The organism is Krasilnikovia cinnamomea, assembly GCF_004217545.1.
GTDB classification, from domain to species: domain Bacteria; phylum Actinomycetota; class Actinomycetes; order Mycobacteriales; family Micromonosporaceae; genus Actinoplanes; species Actinoplanes cinnamomeus.
Genome location: NZ_SHKY01000001.1, coordinates 6,683,180 through 6,700,697, shown reverse-complemented (window position 1 = coordinate 6,700,697; position 17,518 = coordinate 6,683,180). Strand labels below are relative to the sequence as shown.

The window sequence follows — 17,518 nt, the reverse complement described above, 5'->3', positions numbered from 1 at the left end:
GCCCAGGGTCATCGCGCGCACGGCGAACGGGAGCGTGAGCAGCGCCAGCACGCCGACGGGGAACCGATGCCCTCGGTGAAGTAGAAGGAGATGCCCGCCCGCCGGGTACGGGGTAGGGCCAGCCCTATCCCCGAGCCGTCCGGCTGCCTCAGCCGGAGAAGCGGGGCTTGCGCACCATCGCCCGGTACGCCGCCAGCGCCTCGGCGTCGGTGTCCGGGCGGAAGTTGCGCCGGGTGCCCCGCTGGGTGTCGGTGTCAAACCAGACAACGGCGCCGATCGATGGCGTGGCGGACACGTACTTCGACAGCTTCCTGATCCAGCGGGCCTTGGTGTGCGAGCCGTGCCCGATGGCCGCGGTCTCCGCCAGCATGATGGGCTTGCGCTTTCCGTACGCCTTGACGATCGGGCTGAACAGCCTTTTCGGCGATTCCTTCGAGAAGTTGTAGCCGGAGACGCCGACCCAGTCCACGTACGCGTCGCCGGGGTAGTAGTGGTGGAACTTGTTCCAGGACACGTCGGGGCCGGAGTTCCAGTTCGGGGCCCAGACCCAGGCGACGTTCGTGGCGCCCTGCTGGCGGAAGATGCGGTGCATCCGCCGCCACGCCTTGATGTACGCCGACGGCTTCTTGCCGTTGTGCACGCCGTCCCAGGAGAACCAGTTGCCGTTCATCTCCCAGCCCCAGCGCAGCAGGATGGGTCGCTTCATGTCGGCCATCAGCCGCGCCATCTTGGCGATGTGGTGGTCGCGGGCGCCACTGGTGATCTTGCTGAGTTTGGTGCCCTTCCAGGAGATCATGAGCACCGCGTCGGCGGGCACCTCCGGGTGCGCGGCCGGGAAGTAGTCGGACCACGGGTAGTAGAGGTGCACGATCCGCTGGTCGCGGCCGAGTTGCCGACGGCGCAGCGCGAGGCTCTGGGTGAGCGTCCGGCCGTGCAGGGACAGGTACGAGCCGAACATCGCCCGGCCGCGCCGGAACGGCACCGCCCCGCCCCAGCGCGCCGCGGCGGACGCCGGGTTCGAGGCGAGATCGAGGGTCGCGGGCGCCCGGCCGGCCGTCGACGCTCCCGCGGCGGCCTGGCCGGTGGCCAGGGCCACCGCCGTGAGCCCCAGCAGGCCCAGTACCCGGCGGCGCGCCAGCCCCCGGCCTTCAACCTGCTCCAGCTCCACGCGTAACCCCTTGACGACCGGCGGCGAATCCGGACCAGCATGCCGTGCCGCAGGCCCGGGCGCCCTCGCCTCTGCGGCCGGCGAACCCGAGCTGACCAGCCCGAAACCACCAACCAGGAAGAAAGGTGATCGGGCGGCGGGCGTGGATCAAATAGCGCCGGTGCATTTACGTACGGGACGCAGCGCAATTGCACCGGGCCCGGGAAATACGAGTACCGGCGGCGTTCTTGAAACATTCTTGGCGGTTCGCGCAGGAAACATGACCGCATGGCGTTCATGCAGGTCACATTGATGCATGTTACAACACGTTAACAACAATGTCACTATATTAATTCGCTTGAGATATTGACATACTCGTCGGTACCGGAGCGCTTCGGCCCCCTTTCCGATCGTGGATCCGGAGGCCCCCCGATGAGCAGAGCCACCACCGCCCTCGCCTGCCTCATCTCGTCCATCGCACTGACCATCGCCACCGCAACTCCCGCCGCCGCCGCGGCAGCGGACTCATCCGATTGGGACTACGTCGCCCTCGGCGACTCGTACTCGTCCGGGGTCGGCGCCTCCGGGCAGTCCGGCATCTGCCTGCGCAGCCCCAACGGATATCCGGGGCTGTGGGACAAGGCGAACGACCCGGCGACGTTCCGCTCGGTCGCCTGCAGCGGCGCCACCACCGACACGCTGCGCTCGAGCCAGCTGTCCGCGCTGAACTCCAGCACGGACCTGGTCACCGTGACCATCGGCGGCAACGACGTCGGCTTCGCCTCGACGATCATCACCTGCACGCTGTCCAGTGACAGCGGGTGCGCGGCCAAGGTCGCCGAAGGGATGAAGAAACTGAAGGAGCAGATGCCCGCCAAGTTCAACGCCACCTACCGGGAGATCCGCGCGAAGGCACCGAACGCGACGGTCGTCGTCCTCGGCTACCCGATCCTGTTCGACGAGAACGCCCCGAGCTGCGGCTTCGCGGGCATGAGCATCCCCAAGCGCAAGTCCATCAACGCGGGCGCGGTCGAACTCAACAAGGCCATCAAGGCCCACGCCCAGGCGGCCGGCTTCCGCTGGTCGGACGTCAGCGACGAGTTCGCCGGGCACGGCATCTGCGGGCCCAGCCCGTGGCTGCACGGCCTGACCGTGCTCCCCCCGACCGACTCCTTCCACCCGACGGGCACCGGCTACCAGAGTGGCTACCTGCCGGCCCTGAACTCCGCACTCTGACCCCTCCCCCGACGGCGGCCCGCGGGATCCACCACCCGCCGGGCCGCCGCCACCCGTTCCGTCCACCAGGGAAAGGCGCCCTTCGCCGCGGGTCTCCCGTGCCCGCATCCACCGGGCCGGTATGGCCGGGCTCGCTCCCAGATGGCCTAGGCCGAAAGTCGGACCGCCGCCCACCATGATCCGTCCACGGCCCGAGGCCCGCCCGGGTGACTCGCTGTAACACTCGGCCGGGTCATCGCCGAGGAGGGACCCGAGACCGTGCAGCCAGCCGTTACCGAGCGTGATCTCAACCAGGCCGATGTGGCCGACGCCGCCCGCTATCTGGCCGGGCGGATCGTGCCGACCCCGATGCTGGGTTGCCCGGAACTGGACGAGCTGGCCGGTACCCGGCTGCTGCTCAAGGCCGAGAACCTGCAGCACAGCGGCTCGTACAAGATGCGCGGCGCGACCGTCGCGGTGGGCCGGCTGGCCGCCGCCGGGCAGGCCACCGGGGTGGTGTGCCAGAGCACCGGCAACCACGCCGCCGCGGTCGCGCAGGCCGCGCGGCGGCACGGGCTGGCCGCCGTCGTGGTGCTGCCTCCCGACGCCGCGCCCGCGAAGGTGGCCCGGGCCGCCGCCGCGGGCGCCTGCGTGCTGCGCGCCGACGGCGACCCGCACGAGGTCGTCCGCCAGGTCCACGCGGACACCGGCTACCCGGTGATCGACGCGTACGACCACCCGGACGTCGTGGCCGGGCAGGGCACCGCGGCGCTGGAACTCATCGAGGCGGCCGAGGCGGCGGGCACCCCGCTGGACGCGCTGGTCGTCCCGGTCGGCGGGGGCGGCGGCGCGGCGGGCGCTGTGCTGGCCGCCACGGGCCGCGGCATCGACGTGTACGGCGTCGAACCGTACGGATGCGACTCGCTGGCCCGCAGCCTCGCCGCCGGCCATCGCGTGCCGGTCACCCCGGCGGCGACGCTGGCCGACGGCCTGCGCCCCGCCTGTGTCGGGGCGCTGCCGTTCCGGGTCCTGCGCGACTCCGGAATCGACGCGGTCGGCGTCGGCGACGACGCGATCGCGCACGCGTTCCGGCTCATCGTCACGCACCTCAAGCTCGTCGTCGAGCCGTCCGGCGCGGCCGCCCTCGCGGGCGCGCTGCGGGTCGCCGAGACGAGCACCCACCGTACGGTCGGCGTCCTGCTGACCGGCGGCAACGTCGAGGCCGACCTGGTCGGCCGACTCATGGAAGGCAGTGCGGCATGAACATCGCGGTTCTCTTCGGTGGTCCCTCGGCCGAGCACGACGTCTCCTGCGCCTCGGCGCTGGGGGTGCTGCGCGCCCTTACCGAGGGCGGTCACCAGGTTTCCGCGGTGGGCGTCACCCGCGACGGCGGCTACCGGCTGGTCCCCGACGAGGTGCTGGAGAAGCTGCGGGACCGTAGGGTCGCCCGGGCGATCGACGACGCGCTGGAGGTCACCGGGCCCGAGGTCGAGCTGCGCCGGGGGGCCGCGCCCCGCACGCTGGCGATCCACGCCGACGGGGCCGTGCTGGCGACCTGCGACGTGGTGTTCCCGGTGCTGCACGGGCCGTTCGGCGAGGACGGGGTCGTGCAGGGCGTCCTGGAGGCGCTGGGCGTGCCGTACGTCGGGTGCGACATCGCGGCGTCGGCGGTGGGGATGAACAAGGTCGCGATGAAGCGGGCGTTCGTCGCCGAGGGGGTGCCGGTCACCCCGTACGTGTGGTTCGACCGGCACACCTGGCGCACCGCGGCCGATCCGGAGGCGCTGGCGGCCGGGTTGCGGCGGCCGCTGTTCGTCAAGCCCGCGCGGATGGGCTCGTCGATCGGCATCACCCGGGTCACCGACGACGACGATCTGGCCGCGGCGGTGGAGACGGCGCTGGAGCACGACCGTCTCGTACTGATCGAGCAGGGGGTCACCGCGCGCGAGATCGAGTGTGGTGTGCTCGGTGGCTGGGAGCCCGCGGCGTCCGTCGTGGGCGAGGTCGCGGTCAGCGGTGGCTGGTTCGACTACCAGCAGAAGTACTTCGGCGACGCGGACCCGATGACGGTTCCGGCCGACCTGCCGGAGGCCGTCACCGATCGGGTACGCGAGCTGGCGCTGGCCGCCTTCACCGCGGTCGGCGGCTGGGGTCTGTCCCGAGTGGACCTGCTGTGGGACGAGACGGCCGGCGAACTGTACGTGAACGAGCTGAACACGATGCCCGGCTTCACCGCGCACTCGATGTACCCGAAGGTGTGGGCGGCGTCCGGGATCGACTACGTGTCGCTGGTGGGGCGGCTGGTCGAGCTGGCGTTCGAACGGTGATCCTGCTGTCGGACCCGCGGGTCGCGGCCGTGCCCAGCCGCGACGACGGTGAACCGCTCGTTGACGTGCCCGATGTTCCGGAGCTGCGGGTGGATGGGCGCGCCGCCGACGGCTCCGGTGCCCACGCCCGCTACGGCCCGATCTAGGGCCCGGTCACGCCTCGGCCACGAGGATGGTCGTGACCAGCAGCACGCAGGCGGCGATCTCGACGAGGCCGACGTGGACGGGGCGCAGTCGCCGGGCCGGCAGCGCCCACGCCCGCACCGCGAGCGCGGCGAAGAACACGGACAGCGGCCACGCCAGCCAGGCGGCCACCGCGACGGCCGCCACGTGGTAGCCGACCGACAGCCGGTAGTGGGAGGCGCTGCCCCGTTCGCGGATCATCGTCTTGACGTAGAACACCGTGCCGGCGAAGTACAGCAGGACGGCGCCGAACGCGACGCTCACCCGGCTGGGCGCGACGCCGGCGACCGTCGCGGCGACGAACACCATCAGGCAGCTCTGCACGACGGAGACGAGGTCGTTGACCAGGGCCCGCTCGTCGCGGCGCCGGGCGTAGGCGGCGTTGACGGCCAGCAGCAGCGCGTAGACCGGTGCGTACAGCAGCACCTGCGGCCGGGCAACGACGACCACGGCGCCGAGCAACGCGGTGATCGGGGCGTAGAGCAGGAGCTGGGCGCGGAAGCGGCGCGGGCGGCCGGTCTTGACCGCCTGCAGCGCGTAGTACGACAGCAGGTAACCGGCCAGCCAGGCGCCGAGCAGCGGCACGTGCGGCCAGCGGAATCCGGCGGCCAGCACCCCGACGAGGTACGGCACCAGCAGCATCGCCCAGGCCCCGTGCTGCGGCGCGACGAACCGGCGCACGGACCGGCGCCGCTTCGGCGCACGCGGCCGGGCCAGATCGGTGGCGCTCATCGTGGGCCCCCCTCCGCCGTTTCGGGGCCGCCGCGCTCGGCGCGCGACGGACCGGTCGTCGGCAGGGGCAGGCGGATCACGCAGGCGTGGGGCGCGCCGAAGGGCTCCAGCACGGCGTCACCGCCGCCGACCCCGTGATGGCCGAGGGCGCCGCGCACGACACCCAGGTGCAGCCCGCACATCGCATCCGGGTTCTGCCCGACGAGCTCCAGGAAGGGACACGTACGCAGGTGCACCTCGACGGCACCGTCCGGCTGGGCGGGCTGGCGCCGCGGCTCGAAGCCGAGCCCGGTCAGGACGGCCGAGACCGTGTCGACCGGGTCGTCGTGGGGCGGGCTCGCGGCGGCGAGCTGCCGGCCCCAGTCCTGTCCCACCCGGGCGGCCGCGTCGCGGACGTCCCCGCCGGCGGCCCGGGGCAGGTGATCCAGCAGCGCCGCCGCCAGCGCCCGGTACGGCGCCGGAGCGGGGCCGGCGGCGGTCGCGCGGTAGCGCCAGGCCGGGCGGCCCGGAGCACCGCCGCTGGCGCGCGCCTTGACGAGCAGCCCGGCGTCGACCAGCCGGTCGAGGTGGGTGCGGGTGGTGGACAGGTGCTGCCCGGTGTGGGCGGCCACGTCCGCGGCGGTCAGCCCACCGGCCGCGGCGCGCACGAGGCTCAGGATCTCCACCCGGCTGTCGGAGCCCAGGGCCCGGTACCGGTGCGTGTTGACCGTCTCCCCGCTGGGGCCGGTCCGTTCAGTTTCCACGGTGTTTGACGTTATAACGTCGAACACCGTGGAAACCAGCGGAGGGGTTCCATGTCACAGCCAGACCGCGCCGCCAACCCGATGGGCTATCTCCGTCAGGTCCGGCTCCAGCACGCCCACCACTACCGCCTCGCATACGGGTGCCCGCCTTGCGCACCCTGCGACGCGGCAGGTCCTGAGCCGGACCCACGAAACCCCGAGCGGATCAGGGGGCCGGTGCCAGGGTCACCGTCGTCTCGGCGGGCTTGCCGTCGCGGGCGTAGCCGATGACGACGCGGTCGCCCGGGTCCTTGGTCAGCGTCAACGCGGCGATGTCGTCGGTGCTCAGGACCGGTTTCCCGTCGGCGGAGGTGATGATGTCGCCCGCGCGCAGGCCCGCGGCGGCGGCGGGCGCGCCGGGCACCACCGCCCTGATGTAGGCGCCGCGTGGCGGCCCTCCCGGCGCGGCGGGAGGTACGGTCGCCAGGCTCAACCCGAAGTACGCGTGCGTGACCTTCCCCGTCGCGATGATCTCCTCGGAGACCGCCCTCGCGAGGTCGACGGGGATCGCGAATCCGAGTCCGATGCTGCCTCCGCCGGAGTCCGGCACGGTCGCGCCCGCCGAGGGCACGCCGATGAGCTGACCCGCGCAGTCGACCATCGCGCCGCCGCTGTTGCCCGGATTGATGGCGGCGTCGGTCTGCACCGAGGACACCAGCAGGGCGCTCTCACCCGCTTCGCCCGGCACCTCGATGGTGCGGTCCAGCGCGCTGACGATGCCCGAGGTGACGGTGTTCGACAGGCCCAGGGGTGCGCCGAGCACGACCACCGGCTGACCCACCACGACGTCGTCGGAGGAGCCGAACGGGATGACCGGCAGCGGCGGCTGGCCGTCGACCTTGATCACCGCCAGGTCCGTCTTGGGGTCGCGGCCGACGATCACGGCGGGCACCGAGCGGCCGTCGTTGAACACGACACTGACCTGGCCTCCGTCGGCGGCCAGGGCGATCACATGGTTGTTCGTGAGGATGTGGCCGTCGCTGCGGATCACCTCGCCGGATCCGGTGCCGGCGCCCCGGCCGTTGGTCGCGGAGATCGTCACGACGGTGGGGAGCACCTGCTCGGCGACCTGGGTGGCCGAGCAGACGCTGGCCTGGTCGGCGGCGACGGCCAGCGTGCTCTGCGGTGGGCGGTTCGTCCCGACGATGGCGGCGGCCACGACCGCGATCATCAGCACGGCGGTCGCCGCGCTCGCCCAGATGCGCCACTGCCCGCCGCCGCCATGACCGGCCGCGTGCGCGGGCGTGTGCATGCTTGGAACCTCGTTCACCGTGCCCACCTCCTCGAACGCCGCCGCCGGGGTTCACCAGGCGCGGCGGACCGCGTCCCCGCCCCAAGCAAAGGCCCGTTCGGGGGCCGGGACATCCTCCCGAAGGGGTGAGCGGGTCGCGCCGCGCGGCGGGTGGGCCGGCTCGGCCCGTTGTGGAACGGATCACGGGAGGCGCTGTCGGCGCGGGCGCCCCCGGGACTTTGGTCCCGGCAAGCTCGGGACCGCCGCCTCCCGTCGAAAGATCAGTGCTGCGCAACCTTGGGCAGGTACCCCGCAGCCGCGCGGTACCGACGCCCGCACGGGCCCGTCGTGCACCGCCCCGAGGAGCCCCCCGTGTCACCGCACCGCCACCCCCCGGTCGCCGCGCCCGCCACCGACCAGGTTCGCGGTACCGCGCCGCTGCTGGCCGCCCGCCGCTTCCTGACCAGGGAGACCGTCGGCGACCACGGCCGCACGCTGCACCAGGTCGGTGACGGCGGGTGGGAGGCGTTCTACCGCGACCGGTGGCGCTACGACCGGGTGGTCCGCTCCACCCACGGGGTCAACTGCACGGGCTCCTGCTCGTGGAACGTCTTCGTCAAGGACGGGCTGATCACCTGGGAGCACCAGGCCACCGACTACCCCACCACCGGCCCGGACTCGCCGGACTACGAGCCGCGCGGCTGCCCCCGCGGCGCCTCCTTCTCCTGGTACGAGTATTCGCCGTCGCGGGTGCGCCACCCCTACATCCGCGGCGTGCTGGCGGAGATGTTCCGGGAGGCGCACGAGCGCCTGGGCGATCCCGTACTGGCCTGGGCGGAGATCGTGGAGAACCCGCTGAAGGCGCGGGCGTACAAGTCGCAGCGGGGGCGCGGCGGTTTCGTGCGCGCCGACTGGGACGAGGCGATCACCATGATGGCGGCCGCGCACGTGTACACCACCAAGACGTACGGCCCGGACCGGGTCGTCGGGTTCTCGCCGATCCCGGCGATGTCGATGGCGTCGTTCGCGGCGGGCACCCGCTACCACTCGCTGCTCGGCGGCACGCTGCTGAGCTTCTACGACTGGTACGCCGACCTGCCGATCGCCTCGCCGCAGATCTGGGGCGACCAGACCGACGTGCCCGAGGCCGGCGACTGGTGGAACGCGACGTACCTGATGATGTGGGGTTCCAACATCCCGGTGACCCGCACCCCGGACGCGCACTTCCTGGCCGAGGCCCGCTACCGGGGCACCAAGGTGGTGGCGGTGAGCCCGGACTACGCGGACAACGTGAAGTTCGCCGACGACTGGCTGGCCCCGCACCCCGGCACGGACGGCGCCCTGGCGATGGCGATGGGCCATGTGGTGCTCACCGAGTTCTTCCGCGACCGCGAGGTGCCGTACTTCCTCGACTACGTGCGCAAGTACACCGACCTGCCGTTCCTGGTCACGCTGCGGGAGACCGCCGACGGCGGGTGGGCGGCGGACCGGTTCCTCACCGCCGCGGACCTGGGCGCGGACGACGGGACACACAAGACGGTCCTGATCGACGAGCGCACCGGCCTGCCGGTCGTGCCCAACGGTTCGCTGGGCTTCCGGTACGGCGAGCCGGGCCGCTGGAACCTCGACCTCGGCGACGTGATCCCCGCGCTGGGCCTGCTGGACCGCGCCGACGAGAACCTCGAAGTCGACCTGGCCCGCTTCGACGTCGGCGACACCGAGGGCGGCGCCACGATCCGCCGCGGCGTGCCCGTCGTGCACCTCAACGGGCACCTGGTCACCTCCGTCTTCGACCTGCTCTTGGCCCAGTACGGGGTGCGCCGCGGTGATCTGCCCGGCGACTGGCCGACCGGCTACGACGACGCGGACTCCCCGAACACCCCGGCCTGGCAGGAGCGGATCACCGGCGTACCGGCGGCGTTGGCCGCGCGGATCGGCCGGGAGTTCGCCCGCAACGCCGAGCGCAGCAAGGGCCGCTCGCTGATCGTGCTGGGTGCGGGCGCGAACCAGTGGTTCCACTCCGACATGACCTACCGGGCGTTCATCTCGCTGGTCACGCTGACCGGCTGCCAGGGGGTCAACGGCGGCGGCTGGGCGCACTACGTCGGGCAGGAGAAGGCGCGGCCGGTCACCGGGCAGCAGCACCTGTCGTTCGCGTTCGACTGGCAGCGCCCGACCCGGCACCAGGCCAGCACCCCTTTCTGGTACCTGCACACCGACCAGTGGCGCTACGAGCGGGTGCCGGCCGACGAGCTGTCCTCCCCGCTGGGCACGGGACGGTTCGCCGGGATGTCGTTCGCCGACACCGTCGCGGCCGCGCAGCGGATGGGCTGGAGCCCGGGGCACCCGGCGTTCAACCGCAACCCCCTGGATCTGACTGATGAGGCCGCCGCGGCCGGACGCACCGTCGCCGAGCACATCGTGGCCGAACTGAAGGCCGGCACGCTCAAGGGTGTCGCGGAGGACCCGGACGACCCGGCGAACTTCCCGCGCTGCCTCACGCTGTGGCGGGCCAACCTGCTCGGCTCCTCCGGCAAGGGCAACGAGTACTTCATGCGGCACCTGCTCGGCGTCGACTCGTCCGCCACCGCGCAGGAGTGCGACCCGGACCACCGGCCGCGCGACGTGGTGTGGCGCGACGAGGCGCCGATCGGCAAGCTCGACCTGCTCACCGCGCTGGACTTCCGGATGACCAACACCGGCCTGCACGCCGACCTCGTGCTGCCCGCCGCCACCTGGTACGAGAAGCACGACATCTCCACCACGGACATGCACCCGTTCGTGCACTCGTTCAGCCCGGCGGTCGAGCCGCCCGGCGACGCGCACACCGACTACGACACGTTCCTGGCCCTGGCCGACAAGGTCAGCGCGCTCGCCATGACCCACCTCGGGGTGCGCCGCGACGTGCTGGCCGCGCCGCTGCAGCACGACACCCCGGACGAGCTGGCCATGCCCGGCGGCCGGGTGCGCGACTACCGGACGGGCGAGTGCGCGCCGGAGCCGGGAAAGACCATGCCGAAGCTGGTCGAGATCGAGCGCGACTACACGCTGATCGGCGCGAAGATGCGCGCGGTCGGCCCGCTGCTCGACACGCTCGGCACCACCACCAAGGCGATCACGGTGGACGTCACCCCGGAGATCGAGTACCTGCGGCACCAGAACGGCGTGATCACCGACGGGCCGTGCGCCGGGCGGCCGTCGATCGCCACCGCCGACCGGATGTGCGAGGCGATCCTCGCGCTGTCCGGCACCACCAACGGCCGGGTCGCCGCGGCGGGCTTCGCCGCGCTGGAGCAGCGTACGGGGCAGCCGTTCGCCGACCTGATCGCCGGGCACGAGACCGACCAGATCACGTACCCGGACACGCAGGACGCGCCGCAGCCGGTGTTCACCAGCCCGGAATGGTCCGGGTCGGAGAAGGGCGGGCGCCGGTACTCGCCGTTCACGCTCAATGTGGAGCGGCTCAAGCCGTGGCACACCGTCACCGGACGCCAGCACTTCTTCGTGGAGCACGACTGGGTGGCAGAGCTGGGCGAGCAGCTGCCCGCGTTCCGGCCGCCGCTGAACATGGCACGGCACTTCGGCCAGCCGGGCGAGCTGGTCGACGGCGGGCTGACCGTACGGTTCCTGACCCCGCATGCCAAGTGGTCGATCCACTCGATGTACCACGACAACGAGCTGATGCTGGCGCTGTCGCGGGGCGGCCCGGTGGTCTGGATGAGCGTCGAGGACGCCACGAAGATCGGCGTCGCCGACAACGACTGGATCGAGGCGCACAACCGCAACGGCGTCATCGTGGCCCGCGCCGTGGTCAGCCACCGCATGCCCGAGGGCACGGTGTTCCAGTACCACTCCCCCGAGCGCACGGTGAACGTCCCGAAGGCGGAGAAGAGCGGCCGCCGTGGCGGCTACCACAACTCGATGACCCGCCTGCTGATCAAGCCGACCCATTTGGCGGGCGGCCACGCCCAGTTCACGTACGCGTTCAACTACTACGGCCCGATCGGCAGCCAGCGCGACGAGATCACCGTGATCCGCCGCCGTACGCAGGAGGTGGAGTACTGATGCGTATCCGCGCGCAGGTCGCCATGGTGATGAACCTCGACAAGTGCATCGGCTGCCACACCTGCTCGGTGACGTGCAAGCAGACCTGGACCAACCGGGAGGGCACCGAGTACGTCTGGTTCAACAACGTCGAGACCAAACCAGGCATCGGCTACCCGAAGCACTACGAGGACCAGGACCGCTGGCACGGCGGCTGGAAACTCGATGCGAAGGGGCGGCTGACGCTGCGTTCCGGTGGCCGCCTCAAGCGGCTCACCCGGATCTTCGCCAACCCGGATCTGCCCACATTGGACGACTACTACGAGCCCGCCACGTTCGACAAGGACATCCTCGTCAACGCGCCCGCAGGCCTGAAGGACACCCCGGTGAAGCGGCCCCACTCGGCGCTGACCGGCGAGCCGATGGCGCTCGCCTGGGGTGCCAACTGGGAGGACAGCCTCGGCGGGGCGCACGAGCACGCGGGCACCGACCCGAACATCGCCCGCATGCCCGCCGAGGCGGCCGCGCGGGTGAAGTTCGAGTTCGAGAAGACGTTCATGTTCCACCTGCCGCGCATCTGCGAGCACTGCCTCAACCCGGCGTGCGTGTCGGCCTGCCCGTCCGGGGCCATGTACAAGCGCGAAGAGGACGGCATCGTGCTGGTCGACCAGGACCGGTGCCGGGGCTGGCGGATGTGCGTGTCGGCGTGCCCGTACAAGAAGGTGTACGTCAACCACGCCACCGGCAAGGCGGAGAAGTGCACGTTCTGCTTCCCGCGCATCGAGGCCGGGCAGCCGACTATCTGCTCGGAGACGTGCGTGGGGCGGCTGCGCTACATCGGCATCGTCCTGTACGACGAGGACGCGGTGCTGGCCGCCGCGTCCGTACCCGATGAGAAGGACCTGCTGGACGCGCAGCGCGCGGTGTTCCTCGACCCGCACGACCCGCAGGTCCAGCAGGCCGCCCGCGACTCGGGGCTGCCCGAGGAGTGGCTCGACGCGGCCGGGCGCTCGCCGGTGTGGCGGCTGATCAGCGAGTACAGGATCGCGCTGCCGCTGCACCCGGAGTACCGCACCCTGCCGATGGTCTGGTACGTGCCGCCGCTGTCGCCCGTGCTGGACGCGGTCGGCGCGGCGGGCCGCGACGACACCGACGCCGACGACGTCTTCCACACCATCCGCGAGCTGCGCATCCCGGTGGAGTACCTGGCGGAGCTGTTCACCGCCGGTGACGCCGAGGCCGTCGCGGGCGTACTGATGAAACTGGCCGCCATGCGCTCCTACATGCGGGCCCGCACCCTGGACGGGACCGTCGCGCGGGAACTGCTCGACGGGATCGGGATGAGCGCCGCGCAGGTCGAGTCGATGTACCGGCTGCTGGCCATCGCCAAGTACGACGAGCGCTACGTCATCCCGGCGGCGCACCACAAGGACGCGGCCGCCCTGGAGGCCCAGGCCACCCAGGCCGGATGCTCCCTGGACTGCGAGGGTGGCCCCGGCATGAACGAGAGGGCCACGGTGGAGAGTTTCCACCTGGTCGGCGGCGAGCAGGTCCACCCGGGACGGCCGGGCCTGTTCAACAAGCGCCCCGACGGCCGGCGCGGCCTGACCATCAACCCCGTGGGAGGTACGCCATGACCGCCTGCACCGCTTCCCCCGCCGACCGCGCTCGGATCTTCCAGCTCGTGTCGCTGCTGCTCACCTACCCCGACCGCGAGCTGCTGGACGCGGGACCGCAGCTGCGCGCGGCCGCCGCGGACATCGCGCACGACGACGTTCGGCAGGACGTGGGCGAGTTCCTGGACTGGGTGCTGGCCACGCCGCCGATCGAGGTGCAGCGGCACTACGTTCAGACGTTCGACCTGCGCCGCCGCTCGGGGCTGTACCTCACCTACTACCTGCACGGCGACACGCGCCGCCGGGGGCTGGCGCTGCTGATGCTCAAGCAGCGGTACCGGGCGCACGGGCTGCGACTGGCCGGCGGGGAGCTGCCCGACCTGCTGCCGGTGGTGCTGGAGTTCGCCGCCACGGTGGGGCCCGGTGACGGGGAGGCACCGCTGCGCCAGCACCGGCAGGGCATCGAACTGCTGCGTGCCGCGCTGACCGGGGCGGGCACCCCGTACCGGCTGCTGCTGGACGCGGTCGCGGCCGTGCTGCCCCCGCTCACCGAGGCCGACCGCGACGCCGTCGCCGCCCTCGCCATCGACGGCCCACCCGTGGAGACCGTCGGACTGGACGCGCTCGGCTACGGCCCCGACTCCGGCGGCGATGTCCTCGCTCCCTATCCCGCCTGCTCTGCGCCGGAGGCCACCCGATGAACACGCTCATCTGGATCGTCCTGCCGTACTTCTGCCTCGGCGTCTTCGTCGGCGGGCACGTGTGGCGGTGGCGGCACGACCAGTTCGGCTGGACCAGCCACACCAGCCAGTTGCTGGAGAGCCGGATCCTGCGCTGGGGTGCGCCGCTGTTCCACCTCGGCGCGTTCGGGGTGATCGGCGGGCACGCCATGGGCCTGCTGGTCCCGGCAGCTCTGACCGAGAAGATCGGGATCAGCGAGCACGTCTACCACACCACCGCGGTGTGGGGCGGCACCGTGACCGGGACGATGCTGGTCGCCGGGCTGGCGCTGCTGATCGCCCGCCGGTTCGTCAACGGCCGGGTCCGGCGGGTCACCACCGCGACCGACAAGGTGCTCTACGCCGCCCTGGCCGCCATGGTCGCGCTCGGCATGACCGCCACGGTCGCCACCAACCTGCTCGGCGACGGCTACGACTACCGGGAGACGATCGCGGTCTGGTTCCGGGGGATCTTCTGGCTCCAGCCGCACACCGAGCTGATGACCTCCGCGCCGCTGGTGTACCAGCTGCACGCGATCGGCGGGTTCCTGTTCCTCGCGCTGTGGCCGTTCACCCGGCTCGTGCACGTGTGGTCCGCGCCGCTGGCGTACCTGTGGCGGCCGTACGTGGTCTACCGCGCCCGCCGGGGCGCCGCGCCCGCGCCGCAGCCGCCGCCCGCCGTCGTGCGCGACACCGGCCGCCGGGGTGTCGGCGCGCACCACTGAGTTCCCGGCCCGCCGCACCCCGACGCTGGCTACGGTGAAGACGTCGAACCGATCATGCGGCGGAGGGCTAATGTCCGACTACCTGCCCAGCATCTACACCAAATTCCTGGCCCAGTTCCCGGAGGTCGCCGAGGCGCAGGGCGCGGTCGCGCAGGCGGTGCGCGAGCGCACCCCCTTCGACGAGCGCACCGACCGGCTGCTCAAGCTCGCGATGGCGATCGGCGCGCAGGCCCAGGGTGCGGTGAAATCCAACGTACGCAAGGCGCTGCAGGCCGGCGCCGGCCTCGACGAGGTACGCGCGGTCGCGCTCGGGGCGATCACCACGTGCGGCTTCCCCACCGCGATCGCCGCGCTGGGCTGGATCGAGGAAGTCGCCGAGGCCCCGTAATGACCGAGGAGAACCTCTGGCTGCGCCAGATCGCCGAGAACCCCGGCCACTCCCAGTGGTACATCAAGCGGTTCCGGGACCTGGCCGCGGCCGGCGCCGACCTGGCGGGCGAGGCCCGCATGATCGACGCGATGGTGCCGCGCGGCGCCCGGATCCTCGACGCCGGCTGCGGCACCGGCCGGGTCGGCGGCATCCTGGCGGCGGCCGGACACGACGTCGTCGGCGTGGACCTGGACCCCGACCTGATCGCCGCGGCCCAGGCGGAACATCCGGGACCGCGCTGGCTGGTCGGTGACCTGGCCGAGCTGGACCTGCCGGGCGCCGGGATCCCGGACGGCTTCGACGTCGTCGTGTGCGCGGGCAACGTGATGACGTTCGTGGCCCCGGCCACCCGGGTGGAGATCCTGCGCCGCCTCGCCGGGCACCTGCGCGCGGACGCTCGGGTGGTGGTCGGCTTCGGCACCGGGCGCGGTTACGCGTTCGACGACTTCCTGGCGGACGCCGCGGCGGCGGGTCTGCGTCCCGAACTGTTGCTGAGCACCTGGGACCTGCGTCCGTTCACCCCGGACGCGGAGTTCCTGGTCGCCCTGCTCGTCCCGGCCTGAGCGGTCAGCCGGGCGGGCCCACCGCCGTGCCCCGTACGTGTTCGAAGATCAGGCTGGTCTCGGCGTGCGCGACCTCGGGACGGCTCAGCACGTGGTCCACCACGAAGTCGCGCAGCGCGTCCGGGTCGGCGACCGCCACGTGCAGCAGGTAGTCGACCTGCCCCGTGACGTGGTAGACCGCGACAACACCCGGCAGCCCCGGCGCCGCGGCGCGGAACGCGGCCACCCGGTCGCGGTGGTGCACGGCGAGCCGCACCGACACCATCGCCTGGATCGGCAGCCCCACCCGGGCGAGGTCGACGTCGGCGTGGAAGCCGCGCAGCACACCCCGCTCGCGCAGCGACCGCAGCCGGGTCAGGCAGGTGGACGGGGCGACGCCGAGTTCGGCCGCGAGGGTGGCGTTGGCCGCCCGCGCGTCCTCGGCGAGCAGCGCGACGAGACGCCGGTCGAGATCGTCCAGCCCGCTCGGCGCGGGACGCTCCGGCGGTCCCGGGGCGCGCCGCAGTTCCTTCGCCATGGTCACCTCCCCGGCCGGCTCACTCCGAACATTATGCAACAGCAATGGCGTTGTGCCGAAGAAAATTCGGAACTGTTGTGTGTCTGCCGAACGGTGCGCACCCTTGCGGCCATGGAGAGCAGCCTCGACACCCGGGCCGTGCACGCCGGTCGCGCCGACCTCGCCCAGCTCGGCGTCCACGCCCTGCCCATCGACCTGTCCACCACGTACCCGCTGCCGGACGTCGAGTCGGGCGGCGACGCGTACGAGGCGCTGGCCACGGGCGGTCGTGAGGCGCCCGGGGACAGCCTGGTCTACCAGCGGCTGGCGAACCCGACCGTACGCCGCTTCGAGTCCGCCCTCGCCGAGCTGGAGGGCGTCGAGGAGGCCGTGGCGTTCGGTTCCGGCATGGCGGCACTGACCGCGTGCCTGCTGGCCGCCGCCGAGGGCCGCCGCCACGTGGTCGCCGTCCGCCCCCTGTACGGCGGCAGCGACCACCTGCTGGACTCCGGGCTGCTCGGCACGGAGGTGAGCTGGGCGGCGCCCGACACGGTGGCCGCCGCGCTGCGCCCCGACACCGGGTTGATCATCGTGGAGACCCCCGCCAACCCGACGCTGGAGATGCTCGACCTGACCGCCCTGCACGCGCAGGCGGGCGAGGTGCCGCTGCTGGTGGACAACACATTCGCCACACCGGTGCTGCAGCAGCCCGCCCGGCACGGCGCGGCCCTGGTGCTGCACTCGGCCACGAAGTTCATCGGCGGGCACGGCGACGTCATGGGCGGCGTGGTGGCCTGCGGACCCGAGTGGGCCGCGCGGCTGCGCCGGGTCCGCGCGGTCACCGGCGGCCTGCTGCACCCGCTCGCCGCGTACCTGCTGCACCGGGGGCTGCAGACCCTGCCCGTGCGGATGCGGGCCCAGCAGGAAGGGGCGGGCAAGCTCGCCGACCAGCTGGCCGGCCACCCCGCGATCACCCGCGTCTACTACCCGGGGCGCCCCGAGTGCGACCCGGCCGGGCTCGTCGGGCGCCAGGTGAGCGGCCCGGGAGCCATGCTGGCGTTCGAGGTCTCCGGCGGGTACGCCGCCGCCGCGCGGATCGCCGCGGCCTGCAAGCTGATCACCCACGCCGTGTCGCTGGGCGGCGTCGACTCGCTGATCCAGCACCCGGCGTCGCTCACCCACCGGCCCGTGGCGGCCGAGGCCAAACCGGACGGTGGCCTGCTGCGCCTGTCCGTGGGCCTGGAGGATCCCGCGGACCTGTGGGCGGATCTGGCGCAGGCGCTCGACGCGGCGCGGTGACCGCGAGAC

16 protein-coding genes are annotated in these 17,518 nt (G+C 72.4%); 11 read left to right on the top strand and 5 right to left on the bottom strand.

The features are described from left to right. Positions 1-148: 148 nt before the first annotated feature. Positions 149-1,168, bottom strand: coding sequence for a glycoside hydrolase family 26 protein (locus EV385_RS30045; protein WP_130512514.1), 1,020 nt, complete (start codon positions 1,166-1,168; stop codon positions 149-151). Positions 1,169-1,579: 411 nt separating this feature from the next. On the opposite strand from EV385_RS30045, the gene EV385_RS30040 reads away from it, so the two are divergent. The 4 genes from EV385_RS30040 to EV385_RS30025 all read left to right on the top strand — a co-directional run bounded on the left by EV385_RS30040 (position 1,580) and on the right by EV385_RS30025 (position 4,835). Then, positions 1,580-2,383, top strand: a complete 804-nt coding sequence (locus EV385_RS30040) for an SGNH/GDSL hydrolase family protein (protein ID WP_130512513.1) — start codon at positions 1,580-1,582, stop codon at positions 2,381-2,383. A 258-nt stretch (positions 2,384-2,641) separates the two neighbouring features. Next, the gene (locus EV385_RS30035; protein WP_242625154.1) at positions 2,642-3,625 is read left to right on the top strand and encodes a threonine ammonia-lyase; all 984 of its coding nucleotides are present in this window, start codon (positions 2,642-2,644) and stop codon (positions 3,623-3,625) included. Next, on the top strand, positions 3,622-4,689 hold the full coding sequence (locus EV385_RS30030; RefSeq protein ID WP_130512512.1) for a D-alanine--D-alanine ligase family protein: 1,068 nt from the start codon (positions 3,622-3,624) through the stop codon (positions 4,687-4,689). Before EV385_RS30035 ends, EV385_RS30030 begins: the two co-directional genes overlap by 4 nt. Then, on the top strand, positions 4,686-4,835 hold the full coding sequence (locus tag EV385_RS30025; protein ID WP_242625153.1) for a hypothetical protein: 150 nt from the start codon (positions 4,686-4,688) through the stop codon (positions 4,833-4,835). Before EV385_RS30030 ends, EV385_RS30025 begins: the two co-directional genes overlap by 4 nt. 7 nt (positions 4,836-4,842) lie before the next feature. On the opposite strand, the gene EV385_RS30020 is transcribed toward EV385_RS30025, so the two are convergent. The 3 genes from EV385_RS30020 to EV385_RS30010 form a co-directional block, all read right to left on the bottom strand. Beyond that, a complete protein-coding gene (locus EV385_RS30020) occupies positions 4,843-5,604 on the bottom strand; it encodes a YwiC-like family protein (protein WP_130512511.1) in 762 nt (253 codons plus the stop codon). After that, on the bottom strand, positions 5,601-6,347 hold the full coding sequence (locus EV385_RS30015) for a helix-turn-helix transcriptional regulator (RefSeq protein WP_130512510.1): 747 nt from the start codon (positions 6,345-6,347) through the stop codon (positions 5,601-5,603). The genes EV385_RS30020 and EV385_RS30015 overlap by 4 nt, the downstream gene beginning before the upstream one ends. A gap of 205 nt (positions 6,348-6,552) precedes the next feature. Continuing rightward, positions 6,553-7,656 (bottom strand): S1C family serine protease, encoded by a 1,104-nt coding sequence (locus tag EV385_RS30010; protein WP_242625152.1) that lies wholly within the window; start codon positions 7,654-7,656, stop codon positions 6,553-6,555. Positions 7,657-7,989: 333 nt separating this feature from the next. On the opposite strand from EV385_RS30010, the gene EV385_RS30005 reads away from it, so the two are divergent. The 6 genes from EV385_RS30005 to EV385_RS29980 all read left to right on the top strand — a co-directional run bounded on the left by EV385_RS30005 (position 7,990) and on the right by EV385_RS29980 (position 15,714). After that, positions 7,990-11,682, top strand: coding sequence for a nitrate reductase subunit alpha (locus tag EV385_RS30005; protein WP_130512509.1), 3,693 nt, complete (start codon positions 7,990-7,992; stop codon positions 11,680-11,682). Continuing rightward, positions 11,682-13,298 carry a nitrate reductase subunit beta gene (narH, locus tag EV385_RS30000; RefSeq protein WP_130512508.1) on the top strand — a complete coding sequence of 539 codons (1,617 nt, stop codon included), beginning with the start codon at positions 11,682-11,684 and terminating at the stop codon, positions 13,296-13,298. The genes EV385_RS30005 and narH overlap by 1 nt, the downstream gene beginning before the upstream one ends. Continuing rightward, positions 13,295-13,978: a nitrate reductase molybdenum cofactor assembly chaperone gene (gene narJ, locus EV385_RS29995; RefSeq protein WP_130512507.1), complete on the top strand. Its 684-nt coding sequence runs from the start codon at positions 13,295-13,297 to the stop codon at positions 13,976-13,978. Before narH ends, narJ begins: the two co-directional genes overlap by 4 nt. Then, complete coding sequence (narI, locus tag EV385_RS29990) at positions 13,975-14,721, top strand: respiratory nitrate reductase subunit gamma (RefSeq protein ID WP_130512506.1); 747 nt, start codon at positions 13,975-13,977, stop codon at positions 14,719-14,721. The genes narJ and narI overlap by 4 nt, the downstream gene beginning before the upstream one ends. A 70-nt stretch (positions 14,722-14,791) precedes the next feature. Next, the gene (locus tag EV385_RS29985; protein ID WP_130512505.1) at positions 14,792-15,109 is read left to right on the top strand and encodes a carboxymuconolactone decarboxylase family protein; all 318 of its coding nucleotides are present in this window, start codon (positions 14,792-14,794) and stop codon (positions 15,107-15,109) included. Then, on the top strand, positions 15,109-15,714 hold the full coding sequence (locus tag EV385_RS29980; RefSeq protein ID WP_130512504.1) for a class I SAM-dependent methyltransferase: 606 nt from the start codon (positions 15,109-15,111) through the stop codon (positions 15,712-15,714). Before EV385_RS29985 ends, EV385_RS29980 begins: the two co-directional genes overlap by 1 nt. A gap of 4 nt (positions 15,715-15,718) precedes the next feature. Here EV385_RS29980 and EV385_RS29975 read toward each other — a convergent pair whose 3' ends face one another. Next, positions 15,719-16,231 carry an Lrp/AsnC family transcriptional regulator gene (locus EV385_RS29975; protein ID WP_130512503.1) on the bottom strand — a complete coding sequence of 171 codons (513 nt, stop codon included), beginning with the start codon at positions 16,229-16,231 and terminating at the stop codon, positions 15,719-15,721. 111 nt (positions 16,232-16,342) lie between these two features. On the opposite strand from EV385_RS29975, the gene EV385_RS29970 reads away from it, so the two are divergent. After that, positions 16,343-17,509, top strand: coding sequence for a trans-sulfuration enzyme family protein (locus EV385_RS29970; protein ID WP_130512502.1), 1,167 nt, complete (start codon positions 16,343-16,345; stop codon positions 17,507-17,509). Positions 17,510-17,518: the final 9 nt, after the last annotated feature.